The 16,530-nt window shown below is 69.8% G+C and carries 14 protein-coding genes; 9 read left to right on the plus strand and 5 right to left on the minus strand.

All coding sequences use genetic code 11. The features are described from left to right. Nucleotides 1-156: 156 nt before the first annotated feature. The gene (gene dnaG, locus ACLBYE_RS00855; RefSeq protein ID WP_447692655.1) at nt 157-2,046 is read right to left on the minus strand and encodes a DNA primase; all 1,890 of its coding nucleotides are present in this window, start codon (nt 2,044-2,046) and stop codon (nt 157-159) included. A 100-nt stretch (nt 2,047-2,146) separates the two neighbouring features. Next, nucleotides 2,147-2,608 (minus strand): GatB/YqeY domain-containing protein, encoded by a 462-nt coding sequence (locus ACLBYE_RS00860; protein ID WP_447692656.1) that lies wholly within the window; start codon nt 2,606-2,608, stop codon nt 2,147-2,149. A 192-nt stretch (nt 2,609-2,800) separates the two neighbouring features. Here ACLBYE_RS00860 and carA point away from each other — a divergent pair, with 192 nt between their 5' ends. Both carA and ACLBYE_RS00870 read left to right on the plus strand, forming a co-directional pair. Then, a complete protein-coding gene (gene carA / locus ACLBYE_RS00865) occupies nt 2,801-4,024 on the plus strand; it encodes a glutamine-hydrolyzing carbamoyl-phosphate synthase small subunit (protein WP_447692657.1) in 1,224 nt (407 codons plus the stop codon). Nucleotides 4,025-4,209: 185 nt separating this feature from the next. Continuing rightward, nucleotides 4,210-4,587, plus strand: a complete 378-nt coding sequence (locus ACLBYE_RS00870; RefSeq protein ID WP_020093535.1) for a hypothetical protein — start codon at nt 4,210-4,212, stop codon at nt 4,585-4,587. Between the two features lie 35 nt (nt 4,588-4,622). Here ACLBYE_RS00870 and ACLBYE_RS00875 read toward each other — a convergent pair whose 3' ends face one another. Then, nucleotides 4,623-5,012, minus strand: a complete 390-nt coding sequence (locus ACLBYE_RS00875) for a pseudoazurin (protein ID WP_447692658.1) — start codon at nt 5,010-5,012, stop codon at nt 4,623-4,625. 364 nt (nt 5,013-5,376) lie between these two features. On the opposite strand from ACLBYE_RS00875, the gene carB reads away from it, so the two are divergent. The 7 genes from carB (at nt 5,377) to ACLBYE_RS00910 (ending at nt 13,480) form a co-directional block, all read left to right on the plus strand. After that, the gene (gene carB / locus ACLBYE_RS00880) at nt 5,377-8,850 is read left to right on the plus strand and encodes a carbamoyl-phosphate synthase large subunit (protein ID WP_447692659.1); all 3,474 of its coding nucleotides are present in this window, start codon (nt 5,377-5,379) and stop codon (nt 8,848-8,850) included. A 90-nt stretch (nt 8,851-8,940) separates the two neighbouring features. Continuing rightward, nucleotides 8,941-9,417, plus strand: a complete 477-nt coding sequence (greA, locus tag ACLBYE_RS00885; protein WP_170855149.1) for a transcription elongation factor GreA — start codon at nt 8,941-8,943, stop codon at nt 9,415-9,417. 4 nt (nt 9,418-9,421) lie between these two features. Continuing rightward, complete coding sequence (locus ACLBYE_RS00890; RefSeq protein ID WP_447692660.1) at nt 9,422-9,922, plus strand: hypothetical protein; 501 nt, start codon at nt 9,422-9,424, stop codon at nt 9,920-9,922. Nucleotides 9,923-9,973: 51 nt separating this feature from the next. Continuing rightward, complete coding sequence (locus tag ACLBYE_RS00895; protein ID WP_447692661.1) at nt 9,974-11,023, plus strand: mitochondrial fission ELM1 family protein; 1,050 nt, start codon at nt 9,974-9,976, stop codon at nt 11,021-11,023. 14 nt (nt 11,024-11,037) lie between these two features. Beyond that, nucleotides 11,038-12,018, plus strand: a complete 981-nt coding sequence (gene trxB, locus ACLBYE_RS00900; RefSeq protein WP_447692662.1) for a thioredoxin-disulfide reductase — start codon at nt 11,038-11,040, stop codon at nt 12,016-12,018. A 269-nt stretch (nt 12,019-12,287) separates the two neighbouring features. Continuing rightward, a complete protein-coding gene (locus tag ACLBYE_RS00905) occupies nt 12,288-13,178 on the plus strand; it encodes a LysR family transcriptional regulator (protein ID WP_012317569.1) in 891 nt (296 codons plus the stop codon). Nucleotides 13,179-13,219: 41 nt separating this feature from the next. After that, entirely contained in the window at nt 13,220-13,480 is a 261-nt protein-coding gene (locus ACLBYE_RS00910; protein ID WP_132366935.1) for a YARHG domain-containing protein, read from the plus strand. A 96-nt stretch (nt 13,481-13,576) separates the two neighbouring features. Here the strand turns inward: ACLBYE_RS00910 and msrP are convergent, their stop codons facing one another. Beyond that, nucleotides 13,577-14,530: a protein-methionine-sulfoxide reductase catalytic subunit MsrP gene (gene msrP, locus ACLBYE_RS00915; protein WP_447692663.1), complete on the minus strand. Its 954-nt coding sequence runs from the start codon at nt 14,528-14,530 to the stop codon at nt 13,577-13,579. A gap of 161 nt (nt 14,531-14,691) precedes the next feature. Beyond that, nucleotides 14,692-16,437, minus strand: a complete 1,746-nt coding sequence (locus tag ACLBYE_RS00920) for an AMP-binding protein (protein WP_447692664.1) — start codon at nt 16,435-16,437, stop codon at nt 14,692-14,694. Nucleotides 16,438-16,530: the final 93 nt, after the last annotated feature.

A 16,530-nucleotide genomic window follows, 5' to 3' on the forward strand; every position in this document is an offset into this window, starting at 1 on the left:
GATGAGGCCGGTCCACGCCGTCGGCGCCGCTGTATGAGATCGGCGCCGGATCGCTCCGGTCGCCGTGAGTCGTCGGTTTCCGTATGCAAGCCCGAGGCTTGACCGATTGTTAACTATGGCGGGACACGTCACCCCGCCACCGCCATGACACAGGCATCACACGGCCGTCGAGTCGCTCGACACCGGTGCATCGGCCTCCGCCTCGGCGGCGATGACGGTTTCCAGCCTCGCCTTCACTTCGCAGAGCCATGCCCACCCGGCATCGGTCGGATCGTCCTCAAACGCCTGCCGTGCTTCGCGAAGTTCGCTATGTAGCGCTCCTGCCTGCCGGTGCAAGATCATCGCCTGTCGGAGCGCGTCTGCGCGGTGGGCAGGATCGGCGTGCGGGGCCAGGGTCGTGCGGTCCCGCGAGCGGGCCAGAGCGAGGATCCGGTCGGCCGCCCCTGTGAGTCCGGCGCGATTGGTGCGGTTCTGCAACACCTCGGGCGCCGTGTGCTCGTCCTCGGCCGCGCAGGCCAGCAGGACCGACAGCAGCGCCCGGGCGTCGGGATCGGCGAAGTCGAGCTCGGCCGCCTCCTCGCCGAACTCCGCCATCATCTCGGGATGGGCCAGCAGGGTGCCGACGATCACCGCCTCGCGCACTGGGGCGGCGCCCGTGAAGCCCGCCGAGGCCGTCACCGAGGGACTCGGGCTCCCGGTGATGCGCGGCGAGACCGGCTCGCCGGGCCGGGCGAAGCGCTGGCGCCCGCGCGGGGTCCCGCCGGCGGCGCGGTTGCCGCGGGGCGAGAGGCCGCGCAGGCGCTCCTCGATATCGTCGCGGTAGTAGCGCCGCACGGTCTCGTCGCGGATCGTCGCGACGGTGGTGCGCAGGGTCTGGGTCAGGCCGGCACGGCGCTCCGGCGTGTCGACCGGTCCCGCCTCGAGGGCGCGCCGCCACAGCAACTCCGACAGGGGAAGCGCGGCCGCGAGCACTTGGTCGATCGCCGTCGGGCCGCCGGAGCGCAGCAGGTCATCCGGGTCCTGGCCGCCCGGCAGCAGCGCGATCCGCAGAGAGCGGCCGGGCTCGAGGAGCGGCAGCGCGATGTCGAGGGCCCGGAAGGCCGCCCTCTGGCCGGCCTTGTCGCCGTCGAAGCACAGGATCGGCTCGTCGGCGTGGCGCCAGAGCAGCCCGAGCTGGTCCTCGGTGAGGGCTGTGCCCAGCGGCGCCACGGTCTCGGGATGGCCCGCGAGCGTCATGGCGATGACGTCGACGTAGCCCTCGACCGCGATGATCGAGCCGCGATCGTGGGCGGCCTTGCGGGCGCCGTGCAGGTTGTAGAGCGTCCGGCCCTTGTGGAAGAGCGGCGTCTCCGGCGAGTTGAGGTACTTGGCGCGCACCTCCTTGGCGAGCGCCCGGCCGCCGAAAGCCACGACCCGGCCGCGGGTGTCGGTGATCGGGAACATCACCCGGTCGCGGAAATAGTCGTAGGGGACGGAGACCCCCTCCCCCGCCGCGAGCAGGCCGAGTTCGACCATCAGCGCCTTCTCGACCCCCTGCCCGGCGAGGTGGTCGCGCAGGGCGTAGCGCTCGCCCGGCGCGTAGCCGAGGCGGAAGGCCCGCTGCGTCTCGTCCCGCAACCCGCGCCGCTCGAGATAGGCGCGGGCCTCGCTGCCCTGGCCCGACCGCAGGCGCTCCTCGAACCAGCGCGCGGCCATCTCCATGACCTCGATCGCCCCGGCCCGCTTCTGCTCGCTGGCGCGGTTGTCCTCGGTGGGCGCCGGCAGGCTGACGCCGGCCTCGCCCGCCAGCCGCTCGACCGCCTCGGGGAAGCTGAGGCCCTCCGTCTCCATCAGGAAGGTGAAGATGTCGCCGTGCTTGGAGGACGAGAAGCAGTGGTAGAACTGCTTCTGGTCGTTCACGTAGAAGGACGGCGTCTTCTCGGTGTTGAACGGCGACAGGCCGCGCCACTCGCGTCCGGCCTTCTTCAACTGCACGCGGCGGCCGACCACCGACGAGGCCGGCAGCCGGGAACGGATCTCTTCCAGGATGTGGGGCGGATAGCGCACGGGGCCTGGGACGGGTTGCGTGAACCCGCTCCTATAGCGCGAGAGGCGTGACCGAGTCCCTCACAGCCCCGGAATCCGGTGGAGGATTGCGGGGAGAGGTTCAGCCCTTCGCCGCCAGCGCCGCCTTCACCAGGCCGCTCGCCTTGCCGAAATCCATCCGGCCCGCGAAGGTGCCCTTCAGGGCAGCGATCACCTTGCCCATGTCCTTCGGGCCGGCCGCGCCGGTCTCGAGGATCGCCGCCTCGACCGCCGCCTTCATCTCGGTCTCGTCCATCTGCTTCGGCAGGAAGCTCTCGATGATGGCGATCTCGGCGCGCTCGTTGGCGGCGAGCTCCGGACGCCCGCCCTGCTCATAGACGGCAGCCGATTCGGTGCGCTGCTTGGTCATCTTCTGGAGGAGCGACAGGATCTCCTCGTCGGAGATCGGCTCCTTGCCGTTGCCGCGGGCCTCGATGTCCCGGTCCTTGAGGGCGGCCTGGATCATCCGGACGGTCGCCAGCCGCTCCTTGTCGCCGGCCTTCATGGCCTCCTTCATCTCGGTGGTGAAGCGCGCGCGCAGCATCTCGATGAACCTTCCAACGGTCGAAGCGGGGGGCTGGCCTGCGATTTGCGGGTGTTGAGCCCTGCCGGCAGCGGAGCCACATTGACCCCATCGCGGGCCGCTCGCTAAGAGCGCCGCACACGATCATGCCGCAAGCCGAGAGCGCCGCAACCCGGCGCCCGCCTTCGGCCGGACATAAGCGAGACTCAGCCCATGCTGCAAGACGCCGCCGCGCATGCCCCCGAGCCTCAGGCTCCCGAGCCCTGGGCCGAGCCCGTCGCGACGGCCCTGCTGGTGCTGGCCGATGGCACCATCCTCGAGGGATTCGGCATCGGCCAGACCGGCGTGGCCGACGGCGAGGTCTGCTTCAACACCGCGATGACCGGCTATCAGGAAATCCTGACGGACCCGTCCTATGCCGGCCAGATCGTCACCTTCACCTTCCCGCATATCGGCAACGTCGGCACCAACGACGAGGATCTGGAGAGCCTGGAGGCGGCACCGGCCTCGGGTGTCCGCGGCACCGTCATCGCCTCGGCGGTGACGAACCCGTCGAACTGGCGGTCCTCGTCGCACCTCGACGGGTGGCTCAGGGCGCGCGGCATCGTCGGCATCACGGGGGTCGACACCCGGGCGCTCACGGCCCGCATCCGCGACCAGGGCATGCCCAACGCCGTGATCGCCAACGATCCCCAGGGCAATTTCGACCGCGAGGCCCTCAAGGCCCGCGCGGCGGCCCTGGCTCCGATGGAAGGGCTGGACCTCGTTCCGCCGGTGACGAGCCGCGCGCCGTCGGAATGGTCCGAGACCATCTGGGCGCTCGGCAACGGCTACGGCACGCGCGCACTCGGCGAGGGTCTCAGGGTCGTGGCCATCGATTACGGCGTGAAGCGCAACATCCTGCGCCTCCTCGCCCAGGCCGGCTGCGACGTCACCGTCGTGCCGGCCACCACGACGGCCGAGGAGATCCTGGCGCTGAAGCCGGACGGCGTGTTCCTGTCGAACGGCCCCGGCGACCCGGCCGCCACCGGCGCCTACGCGGTCCCGGTGATTCGCAAGCTCCTGGACGAGAAGGTGCCGACCTTCGGCATCTGTCTCGGCCACCAGCTGATGGGTCTCGCCCTCGGCGGCCGGACCGTGAAGATGGGCCAGGGCCACCACGGTGCGAACCACCCGGTGAAGGACAAGACCACCGGCAAGGTCGAGATCGTGTCGATGAACCACGGCTTCGCGGTGGACCCGGACAGCCTGCCGGAGACGGCCGTGGAGACCCACGTGTCGCTGTTCGACGGCTCGAATTGCGGCCTGACCCTCACCGACCGCCCGGCCTTCTCGGTGCAGCACCACCCGGAGGCCTCTCCCGGCCCGCGCGACAGCCACTACCTCTTCGAGCGCTTCGTGACGCTGATGCGCTCGGGTGAACCCGAGCGCGCCTGACGTATCGTCCTCGCGAGCGCGGCGGAGCCGCGACGCGGCCTTTCAGTCCTGCGTCCCGACCCCAATCGGGCCGCGGCGGGGCCATAAAATCCGCCAGATCGGACGGCTTAAGGGAGCCCACGACGGCCCCTGAACGGCGGCGCATCCGCGCCCGGCGACGGCGGCCCGTCGCAGGGGATTGCCGGATGACCATCGACGAGGCGCGCGACGATTTCTCCCGCCTGCACCGCAGCTTCACCTTCCATCTCGGCGTCGCCGCGGGCCTGTCCTGGCTGACCGCCCTCTACGCCGCCGTCTACGCCCCCTGGGTGCGCAACATCCGGGCGCTGATCGATCCGACCGGCGGCTTCGACCGCGTCGAGAGCACGGTGTCCTACCTCTTCGCCATGCCGGCGGTCCTCGCCCTCGCCTGGGTCTCGGTCTATTTCGGCCGCGAGGCCCTGCGCCGCGCGCAGACGCTCTCGAACGTCGCCGTGGAGTTCGCGGCCGCCGCGTTGGTGGCCTTCGGGGTGTTCTACCTCTCGATCGACCGGGCGGTCGCCGCGCTCCACGCCGGCTTCTGACACGGGTCGGGGCGGCCGGCGCCGCCCCGGCGCGCCTACTGGACCTTCTCGAACAGCGGCTCGAACCGCTTGGCGGCCAGCTTGTTCTGCGGCACCGCCCGGGCCGCCTCCAGATTGTCGGGCTTGTCACCGACCTGGACGAGGCCGACCATCCCCATGATGTAGTGCGGCGAGCACTTGATGCCGTAGAGGCCGGGCTTGTCGAAGGTCACGGCCTCCTCCTTGCCGACCACCGTCTTGAACGGTGCCGCGCCCTCGGGCGCCATCCCCTTGATCAACTCGGCATTGTGACCCTTGTCGGCCGGCACGAACCGGACCGTGTCGCCGGGCTGGATTTTCACGAAGGCCGGGTCGAAGACCATCATCCCGCCCGAACCGCTGTTCAAGGTCTTGATGGCGACCTCCGAAGCGTTTGCGCCCGTCATCGAGCCGATCAGAAAAATCGCGAAGAGTGTCGCTGGCCTGGGCATGTTCAGTCTCGAACGATGATGATGTCGATCGGCGCGCTGGCCGATCCATCGGAGCTTAAGGTCCGGCGCCGATATCCTGCAAGAAATCGATGAATTCTTGTGGGAATTTATAAATCCTCCAAATCGAAGGATCGGTGCCGCATCCATGCGCCGGGCGCGCGGCCAGACTGCGCGCAGACTGCGCGGTTGTCCCGGCCTTCCAATGCGCCCGTCGCCCGTGTAAACGCGGGGCTCAACGACATTCCCGCCACGCGCGTCCGGGAGCAGGGCTCAGTCGAGCCGTGCCCGATCGGGCGCGCTTGGCCTGAGAAGGCCCACGATGCCCAAACGCACCGACATCTCCTCGATCCTGATCATCGGTGCGGGTCCGATCATCATCGGACAGGCCTGCGAGTTCGATTATTCCGGCACCCAGGCCTGCAAGGCGCTCCGCGAGGAGGGCTACCGCATCGTCCTGGTGAACTCGAACCCCGCGACCATCATGACCGACCCGGACATGGCGGACGCGACCTACGTAGAGCCGATCACCCCGGAGATCGTCGCCAAGATCATCGAGAAGGAGCGCCCCGACGCGATCCTGCCCACGATGGGGGGCCAGACGGCGCTCAACTGCGCCCTGTCGCTGCAGAAGATGGGCGTTCTCGCGAAGTACGGCGTGCAGATGATCGGCGCCACCGCCGAGGCCATCGACAAGGCCGAGGACCGGAGCCTGTTCCGCGACGCCATGACCAAGATCGGGCTCGACACCCCGAAATCGGCGCTCGCCAACGCGTCCGCCGCCAAGAAGGCGGACCGTCAGGCCTACCTGGCCGAGATCGCCAGGATCGAGGCGGCGAACAGCGATCCGGCGGCGCGCCAGGCCGCGCTGACAGCCTACGAGAAGAGCTGGGCCGCGGGCGAGACCGAGCGGCGCAAGCGCTACGGTGAGCACGCGATCGGGCAGGCGCTGATCGCGCTGGCCGAGGTCGGCCTGCCGGCGATCATCCGGCCGTCCTTCACCATGGGCGGCACCGGCGGCGGCATCGCCTACAACCGCGAGGAGTTCCTCGACATCGTCGAGCGCGGCATCGACGCGTCGCCGACCAACGAGGTGCTCATCGAGGAGAGCGTGCTCGGCTGGAAGGAGTACGAGATGGAGGTCGTCCGGGACCGGAACGACAACTGCATCATCGTCTGCTCCATCGAGAACATCGATCCGATGGGCGTCCACACGGGCGATTCGATCACCGTCGCGCCGGCGCTGACGCTCACCGACAAGGAATACCAAGTGATGCGCGACGCATCGCTGGCGGTGCTCCGCGAGATCGGCGTCGAGACCGGCGGCTCGAACGTGCAGTTCGCGATCAACCCCGAGAACGGGCGCATGATCGTGATCGAGATGAACCCGCGCGTCTCGCGCTCGTCGGCGCTCGCCTCGAAGGCGACCGGCTTCCCGATCGCCAAGGTCGCCGCCAAGCTCGCCGTCGGCTACACGCTGGACGAGATCGCCAACGACATCACCGGCGGCGCGACCCCGGCCTCGTTCGAGCCGACGATCGACTACGTCGTCACCAAGATCCCGCGCTTCGCCTTCGAGAAGTTCCCGGGCGCCGAGCCGACGCTGACCACCGCCATGAAGTCGGTGGGCGAGGCCATGGCGATCGGCCGCTGCTTCGCCGAATCGCTGCAGAAGGCCCTCCGCTCGCTGGAGACCGGCCTGACCGGCCTCGACGACATCGAGATCGAGGGGCTGGGCAAGGGCGACGACCACAACGCCATCAAGGCGGCCATTGGCACCCCGACCCCGGACCGGCTGCTCAAGGTTGCGCAGGCCCTGCGCCTCGGCGTGAGCCACGAGCAGGTCTACGCCTCTTGCAAGATCGATCCGTGGTTCCTGGAGCAGCTCCAGGCAATCATCGACCTGGAGAACCGCGTGAAGGCCCACGGCCTGCCGAAGACGGCCGGCGCCTTCCGCCAGCTCAAGGCCGCCGGCTTCTCGGATGCCCGCCTCGCGGTGCTGGCCAAAACCGACGAGGCCGCCGTCAGCGCGGCCCGGCGCGCCCTGGCGGTGCGGCCGGTCTACAAGCGGATCGACACCTGCGCGGCCGAGTTCAAGTCGCCCACTGCCTACATGTACTCGACCTACGTGGCGCCGTTCGCGGGCGCGGTCGTGGACGAGGCGGAGCCCTCGGATCGCAAGAAGGTCGTGATCCTCGGCGGCGGCCCGAACCGGATCGGCCAGGGCATCGAGTTCGACTATTGCTGCTGCCACGCCTGCTTCGCGCTGTCGGACGCCGGTTACGAGACCATCATGGTCAACTGCAACCCGGAGACGGTCTCGACCGACTACGACACCTCGGACCGGCTCTACTTCGAGCCGCTGACCGCCGAGGACGTGCTGGAGATCATCGAGACCGAGCGGCAGGCCGGCACCCTGCACGGCGTAATCGTGCAGTTCGGCGGCCAGACCCCGTTGAAGCTCGCCCGCGCCCTCGAGGCCGCCGGCGTGCCGATCCTCGGCACCTCGCCCGACGCGATCGACCTCGCCGAGGACCGGGACCAGTTCAAGCGGCTCCTCGACAAGCTCACGATGAAGCAGCCGAAGAACGGCATCGCCTACTCGGTCGAGCAGAGCCGGCTGGTGGCCGAGACGCTCGGCCTGCCCTTCGTGGTCCGCCCGAGCTACGTGCTCGGCGGCCGCGCCATGGCGATCATCCGCGACGAGACGCAGTTCGCCGATTACCTGCTCGACACGCTGCCGAGCCTGATCCCCTCCGAGGTGAAGGCCCGCTACCCGAACGACAAGACCGGCCAGATCAACACGGTGCTGGGCAAGAACCCGCTCCTGTTCGATCGCTACCTCTCGGACGCGGTCGAGGTCGACGTCGACGCGGTCTGCGACGGCAAGGACGTATTCATCGCCGGCATCATGGAGCACATCGAGGAGGCCGGCATCCATTCCGGCGATTCGGCCTGCTCCCTGCCGCCGCGCTCGCTCTCGGCCGAGATCGTGGACGAGCTGGAGCGGCAGACCAAGTCCATGGCGCTGGCGCTCAACGTCGTCGGTCTGATGAACGTGCAGTACGCCATCAAGGACGGCACGATCTACGTGCTGGAGGTGAACCCCCGCGCCTCGCGCACGGTGCCGTTCGTCGCCAAGGTCATCGGCGAGCCGATCGCCAAGATCGCGGCCCGGATCATGGCGGGCGAGCCGCTCGCGACCTTCGGCCTGAAGCCCAAGACTCTGCCGCACATCGCCGTCAAGGAAGCGGTCTTCCCCTTCGCCCGCTTCCCCGGCGTCGACGTGCTGCTCGGGCCGGAGATGCGCTCCACCGGCGAGGTGATCGGGCTCGACGCCAGCTTCGGCGTGGCCTTCGCCAAGAGCCAGCTCGGCTCGGGCACTCAGGTGCCGAAGGCGGGCGCCGTGTTCGTCTCGGTGCGGGACGCCGACAAGGCCCGCATTTTGCCGACCATGAAGCTCCTGTCCGATCTCGGCTTCACCATCCTGGCGACCGGCGGCACGCAGCGCTACCTCGCGGAGAACGGCGTCCCGGCCGAGCGGATCAACAAGGTTCTGGAGGGCCGACCGCACGTGGTCGACGCGATCAAGAACGGTGGGATCCACCTCGTCCTGAACACCACCGAGGGGGCCGGCGCCCTGTCGGACTCGCGCTCGCTCCGGCGCGCGGCCCTCTTGCATAAGGTGCCGTATTACACCACTCTAGCCGGCGCGATGGCCGCGGCCGAGGGGATCAAGGCCTATCTAGAAGGCGATCTCAAGGTCCGCGCGTTGCAGGAATACTTCGCGGCCTGAACCTCAGGGTTCCGCTGACTTCATTTCATGGCCCGGGGAGAGTGCTGCACTCTCGGCCGGGCCTCTTCATTGTGGCGCGAGACGATGGCGATAGACAAGGTTCCGATCACGGTGCGCGGGCTGGCAGCCCTCGAAGAGGAGCTGAAGCACCGCCAGCAGGTGGAGCGCCAGCGCATCATCCAGGCGATCGCGGAGGCCCGCGCGCTCGGCGACCTGTCGGAGAACGCCGAGTACCACGCCGCCAAGGAGGCGCAGTCCCACAACGAGGGCCGCGTCCTCGAACTGGAGAGCATGATCGCGCGGGCCGAAGTGATCGACGTCACGAAGCTCTCGGGTGACAGGATCAAGTTCGGCGCCACCGTGAAGCTCGTCGACGAGGACACGGAGGAGGAGAAGACCTACCAGATCGTGGGAGAGCCGGAGGCCGACGTGCGCTCGGGCCGCGTCTCGATCACCTCGCCGATCGCCCGCGCGCTGATCGGCAAGGGCGTCGGCGACACGGTCGAGGTCACCACGCCCGGGGGCGGCAAGTCCTACGAGGTCGTCGCCGTCCAGTACGGCGGCTGAGCCGATGCGCCCGCGTTCGTGGGGCCGGCTCGCCGGCCTGCTCCTCGGTGTCGTCGCGGGATCCGCGGCGGCGAGCGATTTCCCGCCGACCCCGGTCTTCTCCGACGTCCGGGTCGACGTGCGGCCGCTCCTGAACAAGGGCGTGGGGCTGCAGGCCGAGGCGCTGGCCGGCGACCTGACCGACGCCCTGCGGAAGAACTTCGCCGGTCGGATCGGGGGCCGCGGGCCGCGTCTCGTGGTGGTCGTGACGAGCCTGTCGCTGCGGCCCTATGTCGGCAGCGGTTCCCTGCGCGGCCTGGGCGGCAACTTCGAGACCGACTACATGGAGGGCGAGGCGCTGCTCGTCGGGCCCAAGGGGCAGGTGCTCGGGCGCTACCCGCAGATGACCGCGACGCCGTCGAGCTACGGCGGCGCGTGGTACGATCCGCAATTCGAGCAGCGCCGGCTCGCCGCCATCGCCGACATCTACGCCCAGTGGCTCGCCCGCGACCTGCCGCGGGACTAGAAGACGGCCGCCGGCCCCGGTCGGCGGCGTGGGGCGTATCCGGTGAGGAGCATGGCAAGCATCGACGTGTCGGAGGCGCAGAGCGCGCCGGTCAGCAATCCGGACCCGCGGCGCGAGCGCCTGCCCGAGCTCGCCCGCGCCCGCGCCTGGATCGTTACGGACGGCAAGGCCGGCGACGAGAACCAGTGCGTCGGCATCGCCGAGACCCTGGGTCTCGACTTCGAGATCCGGAAGGTGCCGGCCTCAGGGCCGTTCGGCTGGATGGCGCCCTGGGGGCCGATCGACCCGCGCGAGGGTCCGCGCCGCCGCGCCGGAGCCCTGTCGGGCCCCTACCCCGACATCCTGATCGCCTCCGGCCGCCGGTCGGTCCCGTACCTGCGGACCGTGCGGCGCGCGACCGGCGGCCGGACGTTCACGGCCTTCCTGAAGGATCCGCGGACCGGCGCCGACAGCGCCGACTTCATCTGGGTGCCGGATTACGACGATCTGCGCGGTCCCAACGTCTTCACCACGCTCACGGCGCCGCACCTCGTAACCGCGGCGCGCCTGGCCGCGGCCCGGGCCCGGCCGGACCCGCGGCTCGCGCGCCTCGACGGCCCGCGGGTGGCGGTGCTGGTCGGCGGCGACAGCCGTCACCTGAGCTACCGCAAGACCGACATGAACCGCCTCGTGGAGGATCTGCGCGGACTGGCCGCGCAGGGCTGCCGGCTGATGGTGACGATCTCCCGCCGGACGCCGAACCCGCTCCGCGACGCCGTGAAGGTGCTCGCCGCCGAGACCGGCGGGTTCCTCTGGGACGGGAGCGGCGACAACCCCTACGTGGCCATGCTGGCGCTCGCCGAGGCGATCGTCGTGACCTCCGACTCGGCCAACATGGTGAGCGAGGCGGTGTCCACCGGCGCGCCGGTCCTGCTGTTCGACCTGCCGCGTACCTATATCCGGCATCGGCGCATGTTCGCCGGGCTGGCGATCGCCGGGGCGCTGCGACCGTTCACCGGTCAGTTGGCGGATCTGACGTACAAGCCGATCGACGCGACTCCGGTGATCGCCCGGGCGCTCGCCGACGCCTATGCCGCGCGCCGCGCGGCCGGACCGGCCTGAGGAGACCGAGACAGATGGCCCACACCCACGCCAAGCTCGTCATCATCGGCTCGGGACCCGCCGGCTACACGGCGGCGATCTACGCCGCCCGCGCCATGGTCGAGCCGCTGCTGATCTCCGGCTTCCAGCCGGGCGGCCAGCTCATGATCACCACGGATGTCGAGAACTACCCGGGCTTCGCCGAGGCCATCCAGGGCCCGTGGCTGATGGAGCAGATGCGCCTCCAGGCCGAGCACGTCGGCACCCGGATCGTCTCGGAATACATCACGACGGTCGATCTCAAGCAGCGGCCGTTCCGCCTCGAGGCCGATTCCGGCGAGACCTACTCGTGCGACGCCCTGGTCATCGCCACCGGGGCGCAGGCCAAGTGGCTCGGCATCCCGTCCGAGGCGGCGTTCCAGGGCGGCGGCGTCTCGGCCTGCGCGACCTGCGACGGGTTCTTCTTCCGCGGCAAGGAGGTCGTGGTGGTCGGCGGCGGCAACACCGCGGTCGAGGAGGCCCTGTACCTCGCCAACATCGCCAGCAAGGTGACGGTGGTCCACCGCCGCGACAGCTTCCGCGCCGAGCGGATCCTTCAGGAGCGCCTGTTCAAGCACCCGAACGTCGAGGTGCTGTGGCACCGCGAGATCGCCGAGATCTGCGGCGTGCAGAAGCCGGCACCGAACGTGACGCACGTCCGTCTCAAGGATCCGCGCTCGGGCGAGATCAGCGAGGTGAAGGCCGACGGCGTGTTCGTGGCGATCGGCCATCAGCCGGCGACCGCCATCTTCGAGGGGCAGCTGCCGTTGCGCCACGGTGGCTATCTCACCGTGAAGCCCGGCACGACCGAGACCGAGATCCCGGGCGTGTTCGCCGCCGGCGACGTCACGGACGACGTCTACCGCCAGGCGATCACCGCCGCCGGCATGGGCTGCATGGCGGCGCTGGAGGCCGAGAAATTCCTGGCCAATCTCGAGATCGGCGAGAGCCCGGTCCAGGCCGCCGCGGCGGAATGACGGCCGGACGGGCTTCCGCACCACTCACGCAAAGCCGTCGGGCCCGGCATTTCAACAAGTTCACGCTGCTTGTGCTTGCGCAGGACCATGCACCGTGTGCATAGGAGTGCTGACTGCGCCGGGATGCACCGATTGCATGCCCGCGCGGTGTCGGGAGAGGCCAGCCGCGCGCGGCACCGCGCAGTTCGCCCGGTGATCTGCCCGCCGCTTCGCGCCCCTTCTCCACCCCGGGCGCGACCCGCGGGCGCGTGCTGGTAGGGGTTCTCGCCTTGGACTGGGACAAGATCCGGATCTTCCTCAACGTCGCGGAGGCGGGGAGCTTCACCAAGGCGGGTGACGATATCGGGCTCAGCCAGTCGGCGGTGAGCCGCCAGATCAGCGCCCTGGAGCGCGAGCTCAAGGCGCCGCTCTTCCACCGTCACGCCCGCGGGCTGCTGCTCACCGAGCAGGGCGACCTGCTGTTCCGCGCCGCACGTGACATGAAGCTGCGCCTCGAGAATACCCGGGCGCGCCTCGTCGAGACCTCCGAGCGGCCGACCGGCGACCTCAAGGTCACCACCACCGTGGGCCTCGGCACGTCCTGGCTGTCGCAGCGGGTGGGCGAATTCCTCGACCTCTACCCGGACGTGCGCATCGAGCTGATCCTCACCAACGAGGAGCTCGATCTCGCCATGCGGGAGGCCGATGTGGCGATCCGCATGCGGCGCCCCGCGCAGCCGGACCTGATCCAGCGGCGGCTGTTCACCGTGCACTACCACGCCTTCGCGAGCCCGGATTACGTCAAGCGCTTCGGCGAGCCTAAGACCATCGAGGAGCTCGACGATCACCGCCTCGTCTCCTTCGGCGGCAACGAGCCCTCGTACCTGCTTGCCGCTCACTGGCTCGCCGACGCGGGCCGCGAGGGCCGCGAGCGGCGCCAGGTCCACCTGACGGTGAACAATATCGGCGCCCTGCAGCGCGCGATGGAGGCCGGAGCGGGCATCGGCATCCTGCCCGACTACGCGGTGGATGGCGGCCAGCAACTCGTGCAGGTGCTGCGCGAGACCGAGATGCCGAGCCTGGAGAGCTACCTCGTCTACGCCGAGGAGATGCGCTCGGTCGCCCGCGTGCAGGCGTTCCGCGACTTCCTTGTCTCGAAGGCGCAGCGCTGGACCTACTGAGCATCCGATGGTTGGATCCGGACTCTCACGGAGACGATTCGATGCGCGCTGCTCTCTACGCTCTGATCCTCGTCGCTGGATCCACCGGCGCGATGGCGGATGACTGCGCGGAAGCTTGGTACCAGCGCAACCTGATCTACAAGCAGGCCGGCTACTGCTTCACCACGCCACGCGCGATCCGAACCTTCGGCAACGCCGATTGCCGGTACGACGCCATGGATCGCGTGCCGCTCTCGCGCCAGGAGCAGGCGACGGTGGCGGATCTGCAGGCCTTCGAGCGTGCACATGCCTGTCCGCGCTAGGCCGCGGACCGTCGACCGCGTCGGCCGGGCAGCGTAGGGGCCGCGTCGTCCGGGCGGGAGCCGCGCCAGCGTGAGCGCGGCTCCGGCGGCCCGCCCTCACACGAACAGGCGCTCGCCCTCGAGGCCCTTGTAGAGGCCGGCGACCTGCTCGCCGTAGCCGTTGTAGATCAGCGTCGGCACGCGCTGGTCGGTGCCGAGGACGCGCTCGGTCGCCTGGCTCCAGCGCGGGTGCGGCACGGCCGGGTTCACGTTGGCCCAGAACCCGTACTCCGAGGCCTGCAGACCCTCCCAGAAGGTCTTCGGCCGGTCGGCGGTGAACGAGATCTTCACCAAAGACTTGGCCGACTTGAACCCGTACTTCCACGGCACCGCGACGCGGATCGGCGCCCCGAACTGGTTGGGCAGCGGCTTGCCGTAGATCCCCGTGACCATGAAGGCGAGGTCGTTGCCGGCCTCCGCCAGGGTCAGGCCCTCCGTGTAGGGCCAGGGATAGAAGAACGCCCGCTGGCCGGGCGCCATCGCCTTGTCCATGAAGGTCTCGAAGCGGATGTACTTCGCGCCCGAGGTGGGCTTGGCCAGCGCCACGAGCTTCGCCAGCGGGAAGCCGGTCCAGGGCACCGCCATCGACCACGCCTCGACGCAGCGGTGACGGTAGAGCCGCTCCTCCAGGCCGACCTTCCGGATCAGGTCATCGACGCCGATCTCGAACGGTTTCTCCACGAGCCCGTCGATCTTCAGGGTCCAGGGCTGCGTCTTGAGGGCGTTGGCCGCCGGCAGCACCGTCTTCGACGTGCCGAACTCGTAGAAGTTGTTGTAGTCGGCGCTGAAGCGCTCCGGGGTCAGCGGGCGGTCGAGCGTGTAGGCGGGGTTCTGCGGCGCCGGGTAGAGCGGCTGGTCGCCCGCCGCCGCGAGGGCCGCGCGTCCGCCCAGGAGCGAGCCGGCCGCGAGCCCGGCCGCGCCGCCGATCAGGGCCCGTCGATTGAGGAACACGGCTTCCGGCGTCGCCAGATGCTCCGGCATCTCCCAACCGCGCCTGCGCTTGATCAACATGGCCGTCTCCTCGGATCTCCTGCCTGCACAACCCACAGATCGGCCGCGGCCGACAGGGGCGCAAGCGCCGCAGCCTCACCTTTCGGCGAACGGCGCGCAGGGGTTACGCCGCCCGTGAGCGGCACCGGGACGCAGGCCATCTTCCGCCGCGCGGACGACGCTCAGACCGGCGGCGTCTCGTCGCGCAGCATTCGCCGCAGCACCTTGCCGACATTGGTCTTCGGCAGGGTCTCGTGGAGCACCACGCGGCGGGGCACCTTGTAGCCGGTGAGCTGGGTGCGGGCATGGGCCCGCAGGATATCGGTGGAGACCGACGGGTCCTTCAGGACCACGTGGGCCACCACCATCTCGCCCGTCTCCTCGCTCGGCGCGCCGACCACCGCGCATTCGAGCACGGCCGGGTGGGCCGCCAGCACGTCCTCGACCTCGTTCGGATAGACGTTGAAGCCGGAGACGAGGATCATGTCCTTCATCCGGTCGACGATCCGGACCTGACCGTCCTCCTGCAGGATCGCGACGTCGCCCGTCCGGAAGAACCCGTCCGCGGTCATCGCCCGCGCGGTCTCCTCCGGCCGGTTCCAGTAGCCGCGCATCACCTGCGGGCCGCGCACGCAGATCTCGCCCGGCTGCCCGGCCGGGAGGGGCTCGCCGGAGACGGCGCGGATCGAGACCTCCGTGGAGGGCAGCGGGTAGCCGATCGTGCCGGAGAAGTCGCGCATGCCCCGCGGGTTGACGCACACGACCGGCGAGGTCTCCGACAGGCCGTAGCCCTCGATGATCGTGTTGCCGGTCAGGGCCTTCCAGCGCTCGGCCACCGCCCGCTGGACGGCCGTGCCACCGCCGACCACGAAATCGAGGTGGGCGAAATCCACCGTGCCGATCTTCGGATGGTTGATCAGGACGTTGAACAGCGTGTTCACGCCCATCAGGTGGGTGAAGCGCGTGCGGCTCAGGGTCTTGACCATGCCGTCGCAGTCGCGCGGATTGGGGATCAGCAGGCAGGAGCCGCCGCTGCGCATGAACTGGAAGAAGCACGCGGTGAGCGCGAAGATGTGGTAGAGCGGCAGCGCCGTGACCACGCAGCGCGCGACGCTCGGATCCTTCGAGTTGAACCAGAGCTGCGACTGCTCGACGTTCGCCATGATGTTGCGGTGGCTCAGCATCGCCGCCTTGGCGATGCCGGTGGTGCCGCCAGTATATTGCAGGAAGGCGAGATCCTCGGGGTCGACCGCCGCGGACGCGCGCGGCATCGTCCGGCCCTGGCGGAGCACGGTGGCGAACGGGATCGCCAGCCTCTCCGGCAGGCGGAACGGCGGCACCGCCTTGCGGACGTGCCGGCTCGCGAGGTTGATCACCCGCCCCTTCAGCCCCAGCCCGTCGCCCGGCCCCACGAGGACGACCCGCTCCAGGGCCACGTCCGGCAGCGCCGCCGCGATGGTGGCGCCGAAATTCTCCAGGACGATCAGGATCCGCGCGCCGGAATCGTTGATCTGCTGCACGCATTCCCGGGGCGTGTAGAGCGGGTTGGTGTTGACCACCGTTCCCCCCGCCAGGAGGACGCCGAAGATCGCCACGGCGTAGGCGGGGACGTTCGGCAGCATGATCGCCACGCGGTCGCCCTTCGCCAGACCCTGTCCGCGCAGCCAGGCCGCGAGGTCGCGCGCCTGCTGGCCGAGGGTCGCGTAGGTCATGGTCGAGCCGAAGCACAGCATCGCCGGCCGGCTTGCGAAGGCGGTCACGCTGGTTTCGAACAGGTCGACCAAGGTCCCGAGGCCCGCGACGTCGATCTCCGCCGGGACGCCGGGCGGATAGAAGGGCAGCCAGGGCCGGTCGGAGGCCCCGTGGCCCGGCATCGCTCCGGCCGTGGCGGCTCGAGCGCCGTGCTCCATCACGTTCGCCTCATGCATCGCGATGCCTCCCGCGGGCCCGACTCTCGGGGGCCGAGTCCCGCAACGCCTGTCGCGCGGACTCTGCGGGAACGGAGGCCGGCCCGCAAGGCA

The sequence above is a fragment of the Methylobacterium sp. A52T genome (genome assembly GCF_053346095.1).

What these genes read in the sequence shown, in the direction of transcription:
- ACLBYE_RS00875 (WP_447692658.1), bottom strand. Translation starts at nt 5,012, where the DNA reads ATGACGGGCGCAAACGCTTCGGAGGTCGCCATCAAGACCTTGAACAGC.
- ACLBYE_RS00895 (WP_447692661.1), top strand. Translation starts at nt 9,974, where the DNA reads ATGGCAAGCATCGACGTGTCGGAGGCGCAGAGCGCGCCGGTCAGCAAT.
- trxB (WP_447692662.1), top strand. Translation starts at nt 11,038, where the DNA reads ATGGCCCACACCCACGCCAAGCTCGTCATCATCGGCTCGGGACCCGCC.
- ACLBYE_RS00910 (WP_132366935.1), top strand. Translation starts at nt 13,220, where the DNA reads ATGCGCGCTGCTCTCTACGCTCTGATCCTCGTCGCTGGATCCACCGGC.
- ACLBYE_RS00920 (WP_447692664.1), bottom strand. Translation starts at nt 16,437, where the DNA reads ATGCATGAGGCGAACGTGATGGAGCACGGCGCTCGAGCCGCCACGGCC.
- msrP (WP_447692663.1), bottom strand. Translation starts at nt 14,530, where the DNA reads ATGTTGATCAAGCGCAGGCGCGGTTGGGAGATGCCGGAGCATCTGGCG.
- ACLBYE_RS00860 (WP_447692656.1), bottom strand. Translation starts at nt 2,608, where the DNA reads ATGCTGCGCGCGCGCTTCACCACCGAGATGAAGGAGGCCATGAAGGCC.
- ACLBYE_RS00890 (WP_447692660.1), top strand. Translation starts at nt 9,422, where the DNA reads ATGCGCCCGCGTTCGTGGGGCCGGCTCGCCGGCCTGCTCCTCGGTGTC.
- ACLBYE_RS00870 (WP_020093535.1), top strand. Translation starts at nt 4,210, where the DNA reads ATGACCATCGACGAGGCGCGCGACGATTTCTCCCGCCTGCACCGCAGC.
- carB (WP_447692659.1), top strand. Translation starts at nt 5,377, where the DNA reads ATGCCCAAACGCACCGACATCTCCTCGATCCTGATCATCGGTGCGGGT.
- carA (WP_447692657.1), top strand. Translation starts at nt 2,801, where the DNA reads ATGCTGCAAGACGCCGCCGCGCATGCCCCCGAGCCTCAGGCTCCCGAG.